This is a genomic window from Sphingobacterium sp. UBA5670 (assembly GCF_002420705.1).
Taxonomy (GTDB): Bacteria; Bacteroidota; Bacteroidia; order Sphingobacteriales; family Sphingobacteriaceae; genus Sphingobacterium.
The window spans coordinates 457,927-477,087 of record NZ_DIIM01000021.1 but is presented as its reverse complement, the minus strand read 5'-3'; the positions used below and the strand labels follow the sequence as shown (position 1 = coordinate 477,087).

General features: G+C 40.1%; 15 protein-coding genes. 8 read left to right on the top strand and 7 right to left on the bottom strand.

Annotated elements, in window-relative coordinates; genetic code table 11:
- Positions 1-2: 2 nt before the first annotated feature.
- Positions 3-986 (bottom strand): aldo/keto reductase, encoded by a 984-nt coding sequence (locus tag B3C94_RS20080; protein WP_293907040.1) that lies wholly within the window; start codon positions 984-986, stop codon positions 3-5.
- Positions 987-1,324: 338 nt separating this feature from the next.
- Here B3C94_RS20080 and B3C94_RS20075 point away from each other — a divergent pair, with 338 nt between their 5' ends.
- Positions 1,325-2,983, top strand: coding sequence for an FAD-binding dehydrogenase (locus tag B3C94_RS20075; protein WP_293907038.1), 1,659 nt, complete (start codon positions 1,325-1,327; stop codon positions 2,981-2,983).
- Between the two features lie 97 nt (positions 2,984-3,080).
- On the opposite strand, the gene B3C94_RS20070 is transcribed toward B3C94_RS20075, so the two are convergent.
- On the bottom strand, positions 3,081-3,950 hold the full coding sequence (locus tag B3C94_RS20070; protein ID WP_293907036.1) for a DMT family transporter: 870 nt from the start codon (positions 3,948-3,950) through the stop codon (positions 3,081-3,083).
- A 346-nt stretch (positions 3,951-4,296) separates the two neighbouring features.
- Between B3C94_RS20070 and B3C94_RS20065 the strand changes: the two genes are divergently transcribed.
- Positions 4,297-5,580 (top strand): Gfo/Idh/MocA family protein, encoded by a 1,284-nt coding sequence (locus B3C94_RS20065; protein ID WP_293907034.1) that lies wholly within the window; start codon positions 4,297-4,299, stop codon positions 5,578-5,580.
- Between the two features lie 71 nt (positions 5,581-5,651).
- On the opposite strand, the gene B3C94_RS20060 is transcribed toward B3C94_RS20065, so the two are convergent.
- The gene (locus tag B3C94_RS20060) at positions 5,652-5,993 is read right to left on the bottom strand and encodes a winged helix-turn-helix transcriptional regulator (RefSeq protein ID WP_293907032.1); all 342 of its coding nucleotides are present in this window, start codon (positions 5,991-5,993) and stop codon (positions 5,652-5,654) included.
- A 79-nt stretch (positions 5,994-6,072) separates the two neighbouring features.
- On the opposite strand from B3C94_RS20060, the gene B3C94_RS20055 reads away from it, so the two are divergent.
- Positions 6,073-6,822 carry an SDR family NAD(P)-dependent oxidoreductase gene (locus tag B3C94_RS20055; RefSeq protein ID WP_293907030.1) on the top strand — a complete coding sequence of 250 codons (750 nt, stop codon included), beginning with the start codon at positions 6,073-6,075 and terminating at the stop codon, positions 6,820-6,822.
- A gap of 144 nt (positions 6,823-6,966) precedes the next feature.
- Here the strand turns inward: B3C94_RS20055 and B3C94_RS20050 are convergent, their stop codons facing one another.
- The 3 genes from B3C94_RS20050 to B3C94_RS20040 form a co-directional block, all read right to left on the bottom strand.
- Positions 6,967-7,803: a cold-shock protein gene (locus B3C94_RS20050; RefSeq protein ID WP_293907028.1), complete on the bottom strand. Its 837-nt coding sequence runs from the start codon at positions 7,801-7,803 to the stop codon at positions 6,967-6,969.
- A gap of 97 nt (positions 7,804-7,900) precedes the next feature.
- Positions 7,901-8,836 (bottom strand): helix-turn-helix domain-containing protein, encoded by a 936-nt coding sequence (locus B3C94_RS20045; protein ID WP_293907026.1) that lies wholly within the window; start codon positions 8,834-8,836, stop codon positions 7,901-7,903.
- A gap of 70 nt (positions 8,837-8,906) precedes the next feature.
- A complete protein-coding gene (locus B3C94_RS20040; protein ID WP_293907024.1) occupies positions 8,907-9,749 on the bottom strand; it encodes an SDR family NAD(P)-dependent oxidoreductase in 843 nt (280 codons plus the stop codon).
- Between the two features lie 515 nt (positions 9,750-10,264).
- Here B3C94_RS20040 and B3C94_RS20035 point away from each other — a divergent pair.
- The 5 genes from B3C94_RS20035 to B3C94_RS20015 all read left to right on the top strand — a co-directional run bounded on the left by B3C94_RS20035 (position 10,265) and on the right by B3C94_RS20015 (position 18,656).
- Positions 10,265-13,531 (top strand): SusC/RagA family TonB-linked outer membrane protein, encoded by a 3,267-nt coding sequence (locus B3C94_RS20035; protein WP_293907022.1) that lies wholly within the window; start codon positions 10,265-10,267, stop codon positions 13,529-13,531.
- 4 nt (positions 13,532-13,535) lie between these two features.
- Complete coding sequence (locus B3C94_RS20030; protein ID WP_293907020.1) at positions 13,536-15,278, top strand: RagB/SusD family nutrient uptake outer membrane protein; 1,743 nt, start codon at positions 13,536-13,538, stop codon at positions 15,276-15,278.
- 465 nt (positions 15,279-15,743) lie between these two features.
- Positions 15,744-16,985 (top strand): quaternary amine ABC transporter ATP-binding protein, encoded by a 1,242-nt coding sequence (locus tag B3C94_RS20025; RefSeq protein WP_293907018.1) that lies wholly within the window; start codon positions 15,744-15,746, stop codon positions 16,983-16,985.
- Between the two features lie 2 nt (positions 16,986-16,987).
- Complete coding sequence (locus tag B3C94_RS20020) at positions 16,988-17,815, top strand: ABC transporter permease (protein ID WP_293907016.1); 828 nt, start codon at positions 16,988-16,990, stop codon at positions 17,813-17,815.
- Between the two features lies 1 nt (position 17,816).
- Positions 17,817-18,656 carry a glycine betaine ABC transporter substrate-binding protein gene (locus tag B3C94_RS20015; protein WP_293907014.1) on the top strand — a complete coding sequence of 280 codons (840 nt, stop codon included), beginning with the start codon at positions 17,817-17,819 and terminating at the stop codon, positions 18,654-18,656.
- 72 nt (positions 18,657-18,728) lie between these two features.
- Here the strand turns inward: B3C94_RS20015 and B3C94_RS20010 are convergent, their stop codons facing one another.
- Complete coding sequence (locus B3C94_RS20010) at positions 18,729-19,073, bottom strand: hypothetical protein (RefSeq protein WP_293907012.1); 345 nt, start codon at positions 19,071-19,073, stop codon at positions 18,729-18,731.
- Positions 19,074-19,161: the final 88 nt, after the last annotated feature.

Genomic DNA, 19,161 nt, shown 5'->3' with positions numbered 1-19,161 from the left:
TATTAGATTTTTGCCAATGCCTGATCAATATATGATAACTCGTCAACCGTAAGTGTGATATCGATAGCCTTTGCATTTTCAATTGCCTGAGACGCATTGCGTGCACCTGCCAATACAACTGTGATCGCTGGTTGCAGACTGGTCCAGCGCAATACAAGTTGAGAAAGGGTGACCCCTTTATTGATGGCAATGGGACTGATACTGTCTAGGAATACTTTTACTTTGTCAAGATCAAATTGCTGAAAATAGCCTTTGCGGTGATCATTTTCTTTTAGTTTGCCTTCGTTGAAATATTTTCCAGTTAATAATCCGCGTTCCATTGGACTGTAGACAATGATGCCCAGTTCATTCTCTTTTGCGTAGGGAATAAGATCCTTTTCAATATTTTTATTAAGCATACTATAGCCTACCTGATTGCTTGCAATGTTTAAGTGCCCTCGCGCCTCGGTTACTTGTTCAACAGTGTAGTTGCTGACGCCAGCGGCACGAATCTTTCCCTGTTGTATAAGAAGCTCCAGCGCTTCCATGGTTTCAGCTATCGTTGTGGTATGATCTGGCCAATGGATTTGTAACAGGTCAATGTAGTCTGTACGTAAACGCTTTAAACTGTTTTCTACTTCATTCATGACGCTGGCTTTTGACGCGTATTTATAGACTGGAATTTTCCTGCCAGACTCTTCCGCGTCAAAGAAAAACTCACCTTTCCCTTGATTACTGCCGTCCCATATTAAACCGAACTTTGTCAGTAGCTGTAATTTGGTTCGGTCATAACCTCGAATGGCTTCTCCGATCATTTCTTCACTTAGGCCAAATCCATAAAATGGCGCTGTATCTAGTGTGGTGACGCCATGATCAATGGATGCTTGGACGGATTCAATAGAATCTTTTTTTTCATTTCCACCCCACATATTACCGCCAATAGCAAAGGCGCCATAAGTGATTGCGGACAAAGCTAAGTCTGTTTTCCCTAATTTTCTGTATTCCATTTTTTTGATTTTTATATTTCTTATGAGCATTAATTGATCATCCCAAAAGAGCTTGGCTTTGCGAAATAATTCTGTTTAGTGCGACTCTTGTTATTATTCGAATGATTGATATTGCAAATTTATAGCAGCTTTTTGTATTATTAAAATAATTTGAATTGGAGTTTTATATAATTTTAGTGATACATAAGCTATGGTCTTTTGAATGATAATATAGGTTGGTAGGCTTGTACATTCCTGTATAAACTAGTAAATTTAGGGTAGGTAGGAGCTGCTTAAAGCAGGGGTTCAGGGGGATTTTTCAAGATAACATATTCAACAACATAACAGCGATGGAGTTTATGGAACAATTTAAGCCTGATGTAATCATTATTGGTACTGGCCTAGCAGGACTTACAGCGGCTATGGAGGTAACAGACGCTGGAAAGAGAGTGCTTATGGTGGATCAGGAAACGGAGGAAAATCTAGGCGGACAGGCATACTGGTCCTTTGGGGGGCTTTTTCTTGTCAACTCACCACAGCAGCGTCGTATGGGAATAAAGGATTCATTGGAATTGGCGCGGCAGGATTGGATGGGAACGGCGGCTTTTGATCGTGAGGAGGATTACTGGCCAAAGCAATGGGCTGAAGCTTACCTGAAATTTGCCGCCGAAGAGAAGTACGCTTATATCACTAAGCTTGGCATTAAACCGATGTTTATGGTTGGTTGGGCGGAGCGGGGCGACGGTTCGCCGACGGGTCATGGTAATTCGGTTCCTAGATTTCACGTCAGCTGGGGAACCGGAACAGGCGTCATAAGACCTTTTGTTGAGAAGGCATATGCCGCAAAAGAAAAGGGCTTGCTTGCATTTTGCTTTAGACATCGCGTCACAAAATTGATCGTTCAACATGGTGAAGTTAGAGGAGTCGAAGGCGATGTGCTGGCAGTAGACAATAAACCTAGAGGGGCTGCGACCAATAGAGATGTTATAGCTCATTTTGAATATGCTGCGAAGCAGGTCGTTATTGCTTCAGGTGGGATCGGTGCAAATCATGAATTGGTACGAGAAAATTGGCCGGAAAGATTGGGTGTTCCGCCTGAACAGATGATCTCCGGTGTTCCGGCTTATGTGGACGGAAAAATGATCAGAATTGCTGAAGAAATAGGAGCTCACATGATTAATCGGGATCGGATGTGGCATTATACAGAAGGTATTGAAAATTGGAATCCAATATGGCCAAATCATGGTATCCGTATTTTGCCGGGGCCATCCTCCCTATGGTTTGACGCTCTTGGCAACAGACTTCCAGCTCCTTATTTGCCCGGATTCGATACCTTAGGCACACTCAAGTATCTGCGAGATACCGGTTTCTCTTATTCCTGGTTTATTCTGACGCAGAAGATTATCAAAAAGGAGTTTGCGCTGTCGGGTTCAGAGCAGAATCCGGATATTACCAACAAGGATTATAAATTGTTTCTGAAACGTATTTTTGGAAAACATGCGCCTGCGCCTGTTGAAGCCTTTAAGGAAAAGGGGGGCGACTTTGTTGTATCGGACAATCTATACGATTTAGTGGAGCGTATGAATGGCCTGACTGGGGAGCATCTGCTGAATTATGAATCCATCAAAACACAGATTGAGGCGAGGGATAGAGAACTGGATAATAAATTTTCAAAGGATACGCAGGTCAATTACATTCGGAATACACGAAACTATCTTGGTGATAAACTAGGGCGGGTAGCCCCGCTACATAAAATACTGGATCCCAAAAATGGGCCTCTAATTGCTGTACGTCTTCATGTGCTGACGCGTAAAACTTTAGGCGGACTTAAAACGAATCTTAATGCGCAGGTGCTGACGAAAGAAGGAGAAGTCATCCGGGGCTTGTATGCTGTCGGTGAGGTTGCAGGTTTTGGAGGCGGAGGCATGCATGGTTACCGTGCTTTGGAAGGGACTTTTTTGGGTGGATGTATTTTTTCCGGAATGAAAGCCGGAACGTATATTGCCCGCTTGCCCTAGTCCGTTTTTTGAGATAACAGCTATCGAAATGCCTTTCTATTGATTTTATAGATTATCTCCACAAGCAAGCGGTTTTGTCACCTGCCTGTGGAGACTGTTATGCTTTTTTTCGAATGGAGAGCATCGTTTGGAGGAGTACAGATATGAGTACAAAAGCAAGCCCAAAATAGAAGGAAGCGTTTACTTGTTTACCTTCGTTGAAGAATAAAAAAGCGATAATAATGGAATAGATTGGCTCAAGATTGAAACTCAGATTGACGGTGAACGCAGAAAGCTTTTTCAGCGATTCGGCAAAGAGCACATACAGACCAACAGTACAGAATAAAGCCAATAGGATTAAATAGATACCATCAGCGACACTCGGTATGAAACGCTCTTCAGGAAAGAAATAATAGAAAATAGGTAAAGCCAGCCCCAGCACCACTGTGCCGCTGAGCATCTGATAATAATTCAGCAATTTACTGTCATATTGTTTGACCAGCCGCTCATTGTAAATGGTGTATAAGGCTGCGAAAATAGCTGAAATTACGCCCAGGATAATACCCAGTTGATAGGAGCTGTCAAAATGAAAGATTAAACTGATACCGATCAAGGTCAGCATGCTTAACATTAGCTGTGCCGCACTAAATCTTTTTTTATTGATGACAGGTTCGAGAACGGCGGTAAAGAAACTGGTGAGGCAATAGCATACCACTCCAATGGAAATATTGGAAAACTTGATACTGCCATAGAAAAATATCCAATGGATGGTAATCAATAACCCTACTCTTGCAATTTTCAGGATGTCTTTCGTCGATTTTAATCGCTCAATCTTGAATAATTTGAGGACAACAAATAGAATGAGTGTTGAAAGCAATACCCTAAACCACACGAGGGGTATCTGATTGAGGGTAATAAGTTTACCAAAAACACCTGTGAAGCCTGCAAGCAATACGGCGGTGTGCAATACTAAATATGATTTTTTCATAGAAACGTTGTCTTTCCTGCACAGGAAAAATTAAAAGCTAAATAAATATGTACTCCTTAGGTCGTTCGAATCTGGCTCGACTGAATGCCGTTATTCGTTTGACATTGATGTATATTATTTTGCAGGAGGGGAAAGACAAGTTCTTCGATTCATGGTTGTCGGATTGTTTTAACAAATATAGAAATTATCTACAGCATTCAAAGTGCTTTATTTCAGGTATTTTGTTTGGACTAAATTCTTCATCCTAAAGACTAAATGTTATATTAGTAATCTCACTAGGGGTGTACCAATGACAATCGTCTTTCTAGTGTTAAATACAAAATATCAATATAAACCAAACTAGACAATGAAGAGAAAAGAGTTTATCAAAAGTACAGGTCTTTTGGCTGCGTCTGCACTTTTTGCCCAGACAAAAGTTTTCGGTTTTCAATCTGATATGGTGCGTGTTGGGTTGATCGGCACAAATGGCATGGGCTGGTCTAACCTCAATGCTATTTTAAAAGTTCCGGGGGTCGTATGTACAGCACTATGTGATGTTGATGAAAATGTTTTGAAGAATCGTGTTGCGGAATTGGCGAAACGGGATATCAAGGTAAAGACCTATATCGATTATAAAGACCTTCTGAAAGCGAATGATGTTGACGTTGTGATTGTTGCTACGCCGGATCATTGGCACTGTATGCAGATGGTTGATGCGGTTGCCTCGGGTAAAGATGTATATGTAGAAAAGCCTATTGGCAATTCCATTCGGGAATGCGAAATCATGGTAGCTGCGGCAAAAAAACACAAACGTATTGTGCAGGTGGGACAATGGCAACGCAGTCAGCAGCATTTTAGAGATGCGATGGATTTTGTTCATAGCGGGAAATTGGGGAAAATACGTCTTGTCAAGGCTTGGGCTTACCAAGGTTGGATGAAAAGTATTCCGGTACAGGCGGATGCACCTGTTCCTACTGGGGTTCATTATGACAAGTGGTTGGGGCCAGCTCCGAAGCGGGCTTTCAATCCCAATCGTTTTCACTTTAATTTTAGATGGTACTGGGATTACGCAGGTGGTCTGATGACCGATTGGGGCGTTCATATGTTGGATTATGCACTAATTGGGATGAAAGTATCCGACCCGGTCTCGGTAATGGCAGCAGGAGGTAAGTTTGCTTACCCAGATGATGCGGCGGAAACACCAGATAGTTTGACAACGGTATACGAATTTGATGGATTTAATGTGCAGTGGGAGCAGGCAACCGGTATAGATCTGGGACCTCATGAGAAGACTCACGGGGTTGCCTTTATTGGTAACAATGGTACACTGGTTGTCAATCGTGAAGGCTGGGAAGTAATTCCCGAGAAAGGAAGAATGGATGCAGTCTCTTTTCAGCGTTCTCAAGACAATGGGTTGGACAAGCATATGGTTAATTTTGTCACCGCAGTCAGACAAAAGTCAGTGGAGGGACTGCATGCACCAATAGAAGCTGGGGCACATATCGCCATATTCTCACAAATGGGAAATATTGCATATCGGACCAAAAAGAAATTATTCTGGGATAAACAAAAGCGCAGTTTCAATGATAAGGATGCAGATCAGTACTTGGCTAAAGTTTATCACAACGGTTATAATCTACCCAAAGTTTAGATAGAGGGAGACGGCAACAAGATAAGCCTCTCCGCTCTTCGATTTAAGCCTGTAGAATAGACTATCGTAGTCTATTCTACAGATGCTTCGACAATTATTTTTCTATGTTCCCGGCCCCAATTGATCATCTCTTGAATAATATTTCCAAAGGTCCTGCAGTAGGCTGTCGGCACATATTCGATGAGTACCGGAATATCTGGATAAACTTTTCTACTCACTAGTTTGTTGAGTTCCATATCTTTCAATTCTTTGGATAGCATTCGGGTTGTGATGCCGGGAATACTTCTTTCAATTTCTCTAAACCTTTTATTGCCGTTACACAGCGAGTTAATAATGGGAATACGCCATTTCCCTCCTATAAAATACAAGGTGTCTTGTAAGGCTCTTAATTCTTCTACTTGATCTCTTTCCATGCTGGATGTTGATATACTCTGTTATACTGGTAACAAATGTATATCAATTATGCGATATATTTGAAAAAAAATTATAGCAATGAGAAATTTAGAAAACAAAGTCGTCTTAATTACAGGCGGAAATAGTGGAATTGGTTTTGCAACGGCAAAGGAGTTTATTGAAAGTGGTGCTAAGGTTATTATTACAGGTAGAAGAAAGGAGGCTGTTGCACAAGCTGCTAACGAGATCGGGGCAATAGGTTATGTTGCGGATCAGGCTTCTCTACAGGATATAGAAAACCTGTCTTTGGAGATTAAGAGCCGATTTGGAAGTATTGATATATTATTTATTAATGCTGGAATTACCGGTGAAGGAGGTTTGATCGATACAGCATCCGAAGTGAATTTTGATGCTGTTATGGATATTAATTTAAAAGGTTCATATTTTACATTGAGTCGATTTATTCCGCTGCTTCGGGACGGTGGTTCTGTCGTTATCCTTTCATCGAATGTAGCTGCGTTAAATATGCCGCAAAGCTCTATTTATCAGGCAAGCAAAGCTGCTGTTAACTCGATTGCCAGGACTGCGGCGATGGAACTTGCCGGTCGTAAAATTCGGGTAAATACGGTCAGCCCTGGTCCAACGCGTACAGAGGTGCTCAACAAAAATTATGATCAGCAGACTGTTGAAGACATTTGGACTCAATTGGCAGCATCATCTCCGCTACAAAAAATAGGAACCGCAGAAGATGTCGCTAAGATGGTTGTATATCTGAGCAGTGACGCAGCATCGTATATCACTGGTGCCGATTTTGTTTTGGATGGAGGAATGCGAATCAATCATTCGTAAATGGCAGGTATAGCCTATTAAAGAGCTTGAAGCAATAAATTTATCCTTCATATGGTCCTGCAGCATATGAAGGATAAAAATCTAGCTTATTTTGTTCTGTGATTTGATCATGAACTGAAAATATACTATTCGGTAGAGTACGTATTATTGCATTAACGTTTGTATTTTTTCGATAGAATCCGAATTTTCCAAAAACTCAACATAAGGTAACAAAGGTTCAATATCCTTTTTGTCCATTGTTTCGATGTCTTCAAATAGCGCATTGACAAAATCATTGCAAAAAGATTTGCCAAAGCTGTAGGTGTTGATTCTATCAAGATCCCCACAATTTATTTCAGTTGCATTCAGATTAAATACGACTTCAGGTATTTCGTAGTCGCCTTCGCCCGGATAACCAATATATCTGAACATTTTTTCTTTCCATACCCGAAATAAAATCTGATGGGACACATGTTTTCCAAAGTATTCGTACACGTTGGAAAGTAGATCGGCAGCAATTTCTTTCTCGAAAATACCAGTGACACTTTTATCAATCAATTCGGCATAAGGAATAAAAACTGAGCTGTTGAAATGAGTATCGAAATTAGCGGTGAGCATTGCTAATATATGTTCTTTGGGCTGGGTTCTTAGGAGTTGTCTTGCGGTCAATGAGGTTAAGTTGTGCTTTTGTTCTCTACCGTGACTGTCGGGGATGAGTACGGTATGTTCTTTGTCGAGGAGCGAGATGACGTATTTCCAATCCTCAGGCCTTTTGAGAATCCTACAGTTTTGGGCGAGGTAACCATTCCTTTTGGGATCAGGTTTTTTATCGCCGACAATCACTTCTCCAGGTTGAATAATATGTTCTGGAGGGACTTTAAACCTACGTATATGTACAAAAAGTTCTTCTCCGGAAGGTAACGCAAGCGTACCAAATCCTTTGTTATTGTCGAACCATTTGACAGCGCCGATAAACATGGCTGGAGTTGAGTTTTGTTTCAATAGTATAAAGGTAATGAATAAATGCCTTTATTAGGTATTGAAAATGAAATATTTGCAATTATTTGTTGTAAAAGACTGTCTTTTTCGAAAAATTTATCTACTTCATGGGCTGTGGAAAAGATTTTCGAAAGGCTAGGGGGGACATATTTGTTTTGGCTTTAAATAGTTTGTTAAAAGATTGTGGATGTCCAAATCCTAATCCATAGGCGACCTCACTAACTGATAAGTTGGTGACGGACAGTTGCTCTTTTGCTTTTTCAATGATCTTTTGCTGTATAAAATGCTGGGTGTTTTCACCAGTCTGAAGACGCAGCATATCTGTTAGGTAACTGGCAGAAATATGTAGCTGCTGAGCGAGATACTGTACTGTAGGAATGCCTTGTTCGATTGATTTGTTGCTTGAGAAATATTCTTCAAGTAGCCCTTCGAGTTTTGCAATGAGCTCAGTATTAACGGCTTTTCTAGTAATAAATTGCCGTTTATAAAAACGATTGGCATAGTTTAATAATAATTCTATATACGAAATTATAACATCTTGGCTAAAGTCGTCGATTCGGTTTGCTAATTCCTCTTCAATACGCTGGAAGATAGCAATGATGCTGTCTTTTTCCTTATCGGATAAATGCAGGGCTTCATTTATTGAATAAGAAAAGAAGCCATAATACTTTATTTTCTTTGCAAGGGGATAATTCCATAGGAAATCGGGGTGTATCAACAGGGTGTATCGGGAGCATACCTCAGCATCATTGGTACCGTGGTTTCCAATGATTTGATTTGGAGCTGCAAAAAGAAGGCCACCTTGGTCAAAATCGTAATAACCTTGTCCATATAGCAGTTTTCCTGTAACAGGCGGTTTATAGGATATTTTATAAAAATTGAGCACATGCGGTTGAGGCATGCGATTTAACAGAACTTGATTAGTTGTTCCATTGACAATACTGACCAAAGGGTGCGCAGGCATGGGGAGGCCCAAAGCACGGTGGATATCGGATAAAGACTCCATTTTTGGAAATGCTTTTTGTTCTTTTTTCATTCTTGAATTTACATAATTCTCGTTTACGATGAAATCTATCGTAAACGAGAATGAATAATTGACTTACAGATTATATAGAGAGTCCTTGTGCTTGGGCCGAAATCGCGTCCCATTCTTCCCAGGTGCTTATCCTTTGAGCGTAGATGTCACGTACCCAAGATAAGTTTCCATTTCCAAGATTGAGCCGTAACGGAGGATTTGCTGTATCAACTATACTGAAGATTGCAGCAGGTGTTGCATTTGGATCGCCTTTTTGCATCTGACCCAATTCATTGAAAAATTGACTTTTGAAATCGTGGTAGATGTCTAGTTCTGCTGCGAATTGTAAGGACTCCTTACTTCCAAATTCGGTGGCATAGGCTCCAGGTTCTATAATCGTGACTTTGATCCCAAAATCTTTGACTTCCAGTGCCAGGCTTTCGTGTAAGGCTTCAAAGGCCCATTTTGAAGAACAATAGTAACCGATGACGGGTAATGTGACGTGTCCGAGGTTACTTGATGTTCCTAGAATGTGACCATGTCCTTGTTTGCGTAAAATGGGTAAGACCGCTTGGATAACAGCTACGGGACCAAGGATATTGGTCTCGTATAGTTTTCTGATGTTATCCATGCTCGCCTCTTCGATCGTCCCAACTAGCGAATAGCCCGCATTATTAAGGACAATATCTAAGCGGCCAAAATGATCATATCCTTGTTGTACAGCGGTCCTCACCTTTTCAGTATCCGTCACATCGAGTTCCAGCGTCAATACATTATCGCCATATTTTTCGTTGAGATGTGCTATTGCCGAAAGTTTCCGAGCTGTTGCAATGACCTTGTCGCCTCTTTGAAGGGCTGCTTCTGTCCAGATTTTCCCAAATCCACGCGAGCTTCCGGTTATAAACCAGATTTTATTTTCAGATTGTTGTGCCATAATTTTTCTTTTGATAACACAAATTTCTAGAAACCACGATCAAAAAAATTAGCCCAATTAAGGGGATGTGTATCCGAAACGAGTTTTGATAAATCTATGACAGGACGAGAAAAAGTAGTAGCATCTATGGATTTTTAGAGTACATACTTTTCTTATGTGGAGAGAGCAATAAGTTGGTAGTGCTTTATTGATTTCTTTATATTATTATATATTATGTTTAGTATTGTCTTTTTGTTTCAAATATGTTACATTTTATTTCGTCAATTCATGATTTGAATATATGAAATATTTTTTGTGTAAAATACTGTTTTATAATGTTTTATATTTTTATTCTTAATTTAAGAACTAATTGTTTTGTTAAAATATTAAAAAAGGTATTCGTATTCGTGTTAAAATTATATTATCTTAATATTGATTTAACCAATTGTTTTTTAATTGTTTAGTAATGCTTTGTTAATAATTTACAAATATTAAATAACCTTTCTTTGTAAGCGAAGAAAAACAAAACCAAATTCATGAAAACGAAACACGTATTACTTCCTGTAATGATCGGGATGTCTCTGAGCGCTTGGGCGCGGAGCAAACCTGTCTTTCTGACATCTATTCCCGATGTTAAAATTTCTGCCAAATTTCAGGAGCCTATCAGGGGCTTTGTAAAAACAGCTTCCGGTGAACCGATCTCCGGGGCTTCCATTTTTAATTCATCTACAAGTAAAACCACGCAGACAGATGCTAATGGAGCATTCGTCATTGAAGGGAAAATCGGACAGACACTACGGGTGTCGACAATAGGATTTGAAACCCAGCAAGTTAAAGTTGAATCAATATCGTTGACTATCAGTCTTGTGTCGACAGATCAATCGCTTGATGAAGTGATTGTTGTCGGATATGGCAAGCAAAAAAAGGTAAACCTCACGGGTGCGGTTACACAAATCGACTCGAAAGTACTCGAAAATCGTCCAGTCGCCAATGCTACCCAGGCATTACAAGGAGCAATACCAAATCTGAATATTACCTTTACCAACGGAAGGCCAGGAGGCGAGGGAAATGTCAATATTCGCGGTTTTGCTTCAATAAACTCTGCCAATGCACAACCTCTCATTCTCATTGATGGAGTTCCTGGAAATATCAATACGATCAACCCTCGAGATATAGAGTCGATATCCGTTTTAAAAGATGCATCTGCAGCAGCCATATACGGGGCTAGAGGGGCTTTTGGTGTTATGCTCGTAACAACTAAAAAAGGAAAAGCAGGGAAAATGAATATTAATTATAGCAACAATTTTGGTTGGTCGGGGTTAACTGTTCGCACAGATTTCATGACCAGTGGCTATGATGCTGCCAAATTGAATGATGAAGCGTTTATTCGGGCTACCGGTAATAGTTACACCGGCTACACAGAAGATGACTATGCGGAATTGTTGAAAAGAAAAACAGATCCAAGTTTACCATCAGTTGTTGTCCAGAATAGAAATGGAAAAGATCAGTATGTATATTATGGCAATACTGATTGGTGGAACGAGATGTACCGAAAAACGCAGGCATCCATGGAGCATTCGCTGAATTTCTCGGGCGGGAGTGAAAAGATCGATTATTACGTTTCAGGTCGCCTCTATGAAAAAGGGGGATTGATGAAAATTAATCAGGATAAATTTGACGCTTATAATGTTCGATCAAGAATAAATGCTCAGGTAACGCCATGGCTTAAAGTAAGTGCAAATACCCAACTCAATTATCAAAACTATACTTATCCGGGATGGGCTACAAGTCCCGATAATAACAATAATTTTATTTCCACTACTGTTCATGCTTTGCCTTCGTATGTGCCAATGAATCCGGATGGTACAGCTACTTATCGAACTGAACTCAATAATTATAATATTGGAGATGGTATCTATGCGGACTTGCTACATGGGAAATCTAAAGGTGGCGAAGATAAATATGAGTTCATCAATATGTTTGAAACAGTATTTCAGCTAGCCCCTAACCTAACGCTAACAGGAAATTATACATTTACTTATAATCCTATCCATAATTGGAATAGAAGGACAGCAGCTCCTTGGTCTGTTTTTCCTGGGGTGATCAATTATCTAGGAAATGATACGTATACTGAAACGATCATTAATAGACCTAAACATTCACTTAATCTCTTTGCAAATTACAATAAGCAATTTGGGGATCATCAGTTGGGGGCTACTGTCGGATTTAATCAAGAGACTACAGGTTATAAAAGGATCGGTGGAACACATAACAACTTGTTGTCAGAGGATCTAAACGACTTTGCACTAGGGACTGGTCAAATGCAATTACTTGGTAATGCAAATACATGGGCATTACGAGGATATTTTGGTAGATTAAATTACAATTATAAAGGGAAATATCTTTTAGAGGTGAATGGTCGCTACGATGGAACTTCTAAATTTCCTTCCAATCAACGGTATGGATTTTTTCCTTCTTTTTCAGGAGGATGGCGGATTTCAGAAGAATCTTTTATGGCGAATCTGAAACCGATTTTGAATGAAGCTAAAATTCGTGTTTCTTATGGGGCACTTGGAAATGCGCAGGAAGCGGCGGAATATGGTTATATCCAATTGCTGAATGCGGGATTGTCAAATTATATCACCAATGGTACAAAAACACAGTATTTAAGTTCTCCAACTCCAGTTTCATCCGATTTAACATGGGAAAGAACGAATACGTTAAATTTCGGAACTGATCTTGAGTTTTTTAGAAGCCGCTTGAGTGTGTCTGCGGATTACTTTATACGGAACACCTTGGATATGTTAATACCGGGCAAGACATTACCCGCAGTGTTCGGTTCGGCTTCACCGAAAACTAATGCAGGCGATTTAAGAAACAAGGGGTGGGAGCTTTCGGTAGCTTGGCGTGATCAGTTTGAATTGGATGGAAAACCTTTTGGTTACAATGTAGGTTTGGGATTGTCTGATTCCAAAGCGAAGATTACACGTTTTGACAACAAAGAAATGTTGTTGAGTAACTATTATGTCGGTCAGACTCTTGGGGAAATCTGGGGGTATAAGACCGATGGATTCTTTCAGTCACAAGCTGAAATAGACAATTGGAAAGTTAATCAAGATTATGTAGACAAACAACGGCTGGCAGCCCCCGGAGATTGGTCTAAACTTCATCCGGGTGATTTGAAGTTCGTAGATATAGGTGGAAAAGACGGCATTCCTGATGGGAAGGTGGATGCTGGAGATAATACATTGATGAATCCTGGAGATCAGGTTATTATAGGTAATAATAGGCCGCGTTACACATTTGGTTTTAATCTTGGTGCAAATTGGCAAGGATTTGATATTTCCGCCTTTTTTCAAGGCATAGGACGACAATATTGGTGGCCAGGAGCAAATGCTGACAAATTTTGGGGACCATATTCTAGACCTTATTATTCTTTTGTGCCAAAGGATTTTGAGGAAGATATTTGGACTCCTGAAAATACGAATGCCTATTATCCACTATTGAGAGGGTATATTGCTTTGAACGATCGAGGATCTTTAAATGTTAAATCTGACCGATATTTACAAGATTTAGCGTATATACGTCTAAAGAATCTTACCGTCGGTTATACTGTTCCTCAAGCTTGGTTGAAACGTATTAAACTGGCCAACGCCAGAGTTTATGTCTCTGGTGAGAATATTTGGACAGCAACAAAACTTCGGTCAAAATATATTGATCCCGAGCAGTCTGCTCAAGAGGCCAATGGAAGATCTTATCCGGTCTCTAAAACATTCTCATTTGGTCTAGATTTAACATTTTAATATCATGAAAAAAATAATATATATATATGCATTGTTAAGCTGCGGTGTGATGGCTTGCAGCAAAGATTATCTGGAGCGTCTTCCTGAGTCAGCAGTCACTCCTGAAGCTTCTTTTAAGACAGAAAAAGATCTGGCTTTATTTACGAAGTCTTTCTACGATGTCGCACTTCCATCGGCCGAGGGTGTATACAATGAGTCTGTTGATAATATTGTTAAAACAACGCTGGATGATGAATTGACAGGAAAAAGACAGGTTCCGATAAGTGGCGGCGGATGGACTTGGGGGAATCTTCGGAATATCAATTACTTTTTGGCAAACTGCTTTAATACCGTTTCGGAGGCAACTGCTGCGCCTTATGCTGCCGAAGCACGTTTTTTTCGGGCTTATTTTTATTTCGATAAACTGAAACGTTTTGGAGATGTACCTTGGTATGACAAGGTAATAGATCAAAATGATGAAGAACAGCTTAAGAGGCCTCGTGATCCTCGAACTTTAGTGGTATCGAACATCCTTGCTGATTTGGATTATGCTATTGCCAATCTCTCGGCTACAAAAAGTGATGAAAAGGTGACGAAATGGACTGCATTAGCATTAAAATCTCGTGTGGCCCTTTTTGAAGGTACATTTCGTAAATATCATACTGAATTTAATTTGCCTGAGGCGAACAGCCTATTGGAGAAAGCTGCCGACGCTGCGAATAAGCTCATGGAAGGAGCACAATATAGCTTGTACAATGCTGCCGGAACAGATTCATATGGCGCGTTGTTTTATAGCGTCAATAGTTTGCCGCAGGAGGTGATTTTAGCGCGTAAATTTTCGGATGCATTGCAGATTTGGCACAACGTAAACTATTATACGATTACAGCATCCTACGGAAAGCCGGGATTAGATAAAAATTTGGTTGATTCTTATCTAATGAAAGATGGGACAAGGTTTACGGATAAATCCAATTATCAAACGATGACTTTTAAAGAGGAGGTGCAAAATCGTGATCCTCGCTTGAGTCAGACCATCCGTACGCCAGGATATAAGCGTATTGGTGGGGCAGCTCCAATTGCTCCAAATTTTGGCAATTCTGTGACGGGTTATCAATTGATTAAATTTGTTGGAGACGTTAAGTATGATAATTATAATCGTTCAGAGAATGATATGCCAATATTTAGGTATGCTGAAGTGTTGTTAAATTATGCTGAAGCGAAGGCTGAGTTGGGCATATTAAGTCAGGCTGATCTGGATAAGTCGATCAAACTCATAAGAGATCGTGTGGGGATGCCTAATATAAATCTGCTGCAGGCTAATTCAAATCCTGATGCATTTTTAGCAAAGGATTATCCCAATATAAACGGCGATATGAAAGGCATACTGCTGGAAATAAGAAGAGAACGCCGTATTGAATTGGTCATGGAATCTTTCCGTTGGGACGATATTTTAAGATGGAAAAGTGGACAACTGGTTACTAGACAATTTAAGGGTATGTATTTCCCCGGCATAGGTAGGTTTGATTTAGATAATGATGGAAAGGATGATATTTGGATTTATGAAGGTGATAAGCCTGCAGCTTCTGGTATTCAGCTGTTGAAATTAGGTTCAGAAATCTTGTTGGAAAATGGAAATAAAGGAAATGTGATTATCAATGCACATATCAAGAAGGTCTTTGATGAGAAGAAAGACTATTTATATCCAATACCTGTACAAGAAAGACAGTTGAATCCCAACCTTACTCAAAATCCTAACTGGGGCGAATAATCAAATTTAAGTAACGAGGTCGGTCATCGAAAATTTTTCGATGACCGACCTTTTTTTAGAGTTGTTCTTAAGCGCTGTATTTCAGTGTAGTATGATGTGAAAAAGTCATTTAATTTATTTTTCGTACCTTTGTACTGTCAAAAGACAGAATGGCGTGAGTTTATTCCGCTATGGACGATGCGCCGAATGGCATGGTCTAGGTTGTTCGTTATACTTGTTGAAGTATATTTTGGAGATGCTTTAGTGCATTTCGTCTTTAAAAGATTAGTTTCTTTTTCATCATTGCTCTTATCGAACCGAGAGTAAAGTATGTTAGTTAATAAGTTGATTGAACTGAATAGTAGGATTTCGATCAAACGAACTCAACTGTAGGGATATTTTATTGCAATGAAAACAACGTAGGTGTTGAACCTTGGTGGATTACTTATGCCCGGATGGTTTACCTATGTTTAAAAAAATTAAAGAATGGATAAAACTAGAAAGATAAAAGTAAAAGTGGAGGACTTGGTGCTTGTTTTTGGGAAACAGAAGAAGCAAGCTCTGAAATTGCTGAACGAAGGTTTCTCGAAAAAGGAGATCTTAGCAAAGACTGATTGTACGATTGGGATCAACAAAGCTAATTTTGAAATTTTCGAAGGTGAATTTTTCGTTATCATGGGGCTATCCGGAAGCGGTAAATCTACCTTGCTTCGATGCCTCAATCGCTTGAATGAGCCGACGTCGGGCAAAGTATTTATTAATGGCGAGGATATTACGGGGAAAAATAATAAGGATCTCCTTGAGGTTCGCCGAACAGAAATGAGTATGGTTTTTCAGAAGTTTGGGTTGTTGCCCCATCACACTGTACTGAGCAATGCTGCCTTCGGTTTGGAACTCAGGGGGGAGGAAAAGGAGAAACGCGAATCGAAAGCCCAAAAAGCGCTTGATATCGTTGGTTTGAATGGATTCGAGCAACAGCTGCCCGCTCAGCTCTCTGGCGGTATGCAGCAGCGTGTCGGCCTAGCCCGTGCACTTGCAAATGATCCGGAAGTGTTACTGATGGATGAAGCATTTTCAGCATTGGATCCCCTGATTAAAACTGAAATGCAAGATCAGCTGCTCGAGCTCCAGGATAATCTTCAAAAAACAATTGTATTTATTACGCATGATTTGGATGAAGCAATAAAATTAGGCGATCGTATTGCCATTATGAAGGATGGCGTTATTGAACAGATTGGTACAGCGGAAGATATCCTTACAAATCCGGCAAGCGAGTATGTTAAAGCCTTTGTGGAGAAGGTGGATCGTAAATCCATTATTTCAGCGGGATCGCTGATGTTTGAAAAACCTACTGTGGTGCGTTTCAAAAAAGACGGTCCCGAGGGGGCTTTGCGGAAAATGAGAGCTACTGGAATTGAAATTCTGCCGGTAGTCGATGCACATGACACTTTTCTCGGTTTTGTTCACATAAATGAAGTTATTCAGTCGGCCAAGCGCAAGGAACCTACAGTGGAATCCATTATACATACCAACGTTCCAACGGTGTCAAAGGAAGTGACCGTAGAAGAAATGCTGCCCTTGATATCCGAGGTTAGATCGCCCATTGCTGTAGTGAATGAACACAGTCGCTTATTGGGTATCGTTACACAAACCTCTTTGATTATCGAGGCGACAAAATATAATGAAGAAGAAATTATTGAATTAAAAGAGAAAGCAAATAATCAGTAGAAATGAATAAAGTAATCGATATAGGACAATATATAGCTGTAGCCGTCAATTGGCTGACAGATCATTTAGAACCGTTTTTTAATCTGATAAAAAATACAGGTAATGCCTCCATTCTAGGATTGGAATGGGTGTTAACAACCATCCCTTTTTTTATTGTGATCGCTTTGTTTACGGCATTAGCCTGGTGGAAATCGGGTAAAGGGGTAGCATTGACAACAGTGTTAGGGTTAACATTGATTTATCTGATGGGATTTTGGGTCGCCACGATGGAAACCTTAGCATTGGTATTAGTCGCGACGGCGACAGCGCTGGTTATTTCGGTTCCTTTGGGCGTATGGGCTGCAAAAAATAAGTTAGCTGCAAAAATCATTCGTCCATTGCTTGATTTGATGCAGACGATGCCTGCCTTTGTCTACTTAATTCCAGCAGTGCTGTTTTTTAGTATCGGTAAAGTACCGGGCGCTTTTGCCACCATTATATTTGCGATGCCCCCAGCTGTGCGTTTGACGACCTTGGGAATTGATGCCGTGCCAAAGGATATTGTAGAGGCTGCACGTTCTTTTGGGGCGACCAATACCCAGATCTTGTTTAAAGTAGAGTTGCCTTTGGCTACCAAAACAATCTTAGCAGGGATCAATCAGACCATATTACTGTCTTTATCGATGGTTGTTATTGCCGGAATGATTGCTGCTGGTGGCTTGGGAGAAAAAGTGCTTGAGGGTATTAACAACTTGGATATTGGTCTTGGTTTTGAAAGTGGTTTGTCTGTGGTGATTCTCGCTATTATTTTGGATCGAATCACGCAGGGCTTTGTAAAAAAGAAAGCATAGTATGAGGAAAATTAAAAGTATGGTATTGTGTCTGATGGTGTTGTTGCTTGCGTCATGTAACACAGGACGGAATAAAAATATTATTCATATTGGTATGGTCGATGGCTGGGCCGAAGGAGTCGCAATGACAGAGGTCGCAAAAGTTATTATGGAGGAGAAAGGTTATCATGTTGTCATACAGCGTGCTACTCCTGATATGATATTGGCTTCGATGAACAATGGAGATACCGATGTGTATTTAGATGTCTGGTTACCGTTGACGCATGGTAGCAAAGTCGCCAAATTCCCCAACCTACAGGAGCTCGGGACGAGTTATAGTCATGCGCGAAATGGACTTGTTGTACCGGATTACGTATCGATTGATAACATTGAAGAATTGAAAACACATCGGGAAGAGTTCAACGGACAAATTATTGGTATTGAAAAAGGAGCTGGAATCACAAGGGCTGTAGATCAGGTTATTGTAGACTATGGTTTAGATTACAGGCAGATAAATTCTTCTACTGTAGCGATGATTACAGAATTGCAAAATGCAATCAGGGCGAAACGTTGGATTGTTGTAGCCGGTTGGCAGCCCCATTGGATGTTTGCTAAAATGAAATTAAAGTTTTTGGAAGATCCTAAAAAGACACTGGGCGATGCAGAGCAAATTAAAATTTTTACACGAAAAGCTTTTAAAATCGAACAGCCTGAGTTAGCGAAGTTTTTTTCTAAAATCTATTTTGATGAAACAGCTATGGCAAATTTGTTGTCCGAGATGGAGGCTAGTAAAAATAAAGAAGCTGTTGCAAAACAATGGGTTGAACAGCATCGGGATCTTGTCGAAGGCTGGATTCGGTAACAGCCGATTGAACTAACTTTCTATGCCATTACAATATCCAAAAGTAATGGCATGGGCTACTTTGTCGCTACTTTAAGAAAGTGTTCTTAAAAATTGACGTGCCAGCTGAATTTGCTGCTGCTGCAGGGTAGATAGCGGTTTACCGGTACTAATTAAGGTATCCAATCCCTTTGGAAACTCCCAGGCAAAATCCAGCACTTTTGCCTTTTCCGCTGCTAAGATAATATCGTGTTTAGTCGCCCTCGGATTAGCAATTTTAATATTATTGTAGATACTCTCGTTCATAATAAGACAGCAGTCCATATTTGGTTCTATGAACTGTTTGCTCTTTCGAAATTCTCCGCTTAAATTTTTGACCTTCTCTGTAGTTTTATCCGTATCGTCTGAAGGTATATTCTGATTGCTATTTGTATACATGGTGAATTATTTTTTAAATAATTAAGAATGATTCTAAATAATTTTATACTTTAGCCAAAGGTAACAGCAATTCTACTGTTATAGGGTC

Coding starts and splice junctions, on each gene's coding strand:
- B3C94_RS20080 (WP_293907040.1), bottom strand. CDS start 986: ATGGAATACAGAAAATTAGGGAAAACAGACTTAGCTTTGTCCGCAATC.
- B3C94_RS20040 (WP_293907024.1), bottom strand. CDS start 9,749: ATGGCACAACAATCTGAAAATAAAATCTGGTTTATAACCGGAAGCTCG.
- B3C94_RS20060 (WP_293907032.1), bottom strand. CDS start 5,993: ATGGAAAGAGATCAAGTAGAAGAATTAAGAGCCTTACAAGACACCTTG.
- B3C94_RS20075 (WP_293907038.1), top strand. CDS start 1,325: ATGGAACAATTTAAGCCTGATGTAATCATTATTGGTACTGGCCTAGCA.
- B3C94_RS20025 (WP_293907018.1), top strand. CDS start 15,744: ATGGATAAAACTAGAAAGATAAAAGTAAAAGTGGAGGACTTGGTGCTT.
- B3C94_RS20020 (WP_293907016.1), top strand. CDS start 16,988: ATGAATAAAGTAATCGATATAGGACAATATATAGCTGTAGCCGTCAAT.
- B3C94_RS20045 (WP_293907026.1), bottom strand. CDS start 8,836: ATGAAAAAAGAACAAAAAGCATTTCCAAAAATGGAGTCTTTATCCGAT.
- B3C94_RS20015 (WP_293907014.1), top strand. CDS start 17,817: ATGAGGAAAATTAAAAGTATGGTATTGTGTCTGATGGTGTTGTTGCTT.
- B3C94_RS20035 (WP_293907022.1), top strand. CDS start 10,265: ATGAAAACGAAACACGTATTACTTCCTGTAATGATCGGGATGTCTCTG.
- B3C94_RS20055 (WP_293907030.1), top strand. CDS start 6,073: ATGAGAAATTTAGAAAACAAAGTCGTCTTAATTACAGGCGGAAATAGT.
- B3C94_RS20030 (WP_293907020.1), top strand. CDS start 13,536: ATGAAAAAAATAATATATATATATGCATTGTTAAGCTGCGGTGTGATG.
- B3C94_RS20065 (WP_293907034.1), top strand. CDS start 4,297: ATGAAGAGAAAAGAGTTTATCAAAAGTACAGGTCTTTTGGCTGCGTCT.
- B3C94_RS20070 (WP_293907036.1), bottom strand. CDS start 3,950: ATGAAAAAATCATATTTAGTATTGCACACCGCCGTATTGCTTGCAGGC.
- B3C94_RS20010 (WP_293907012.1), bottom strand. CDS start 19,073: ATGTATACAAATAGCAATCAGAATATACCTTCAGACGATACGGATAAA.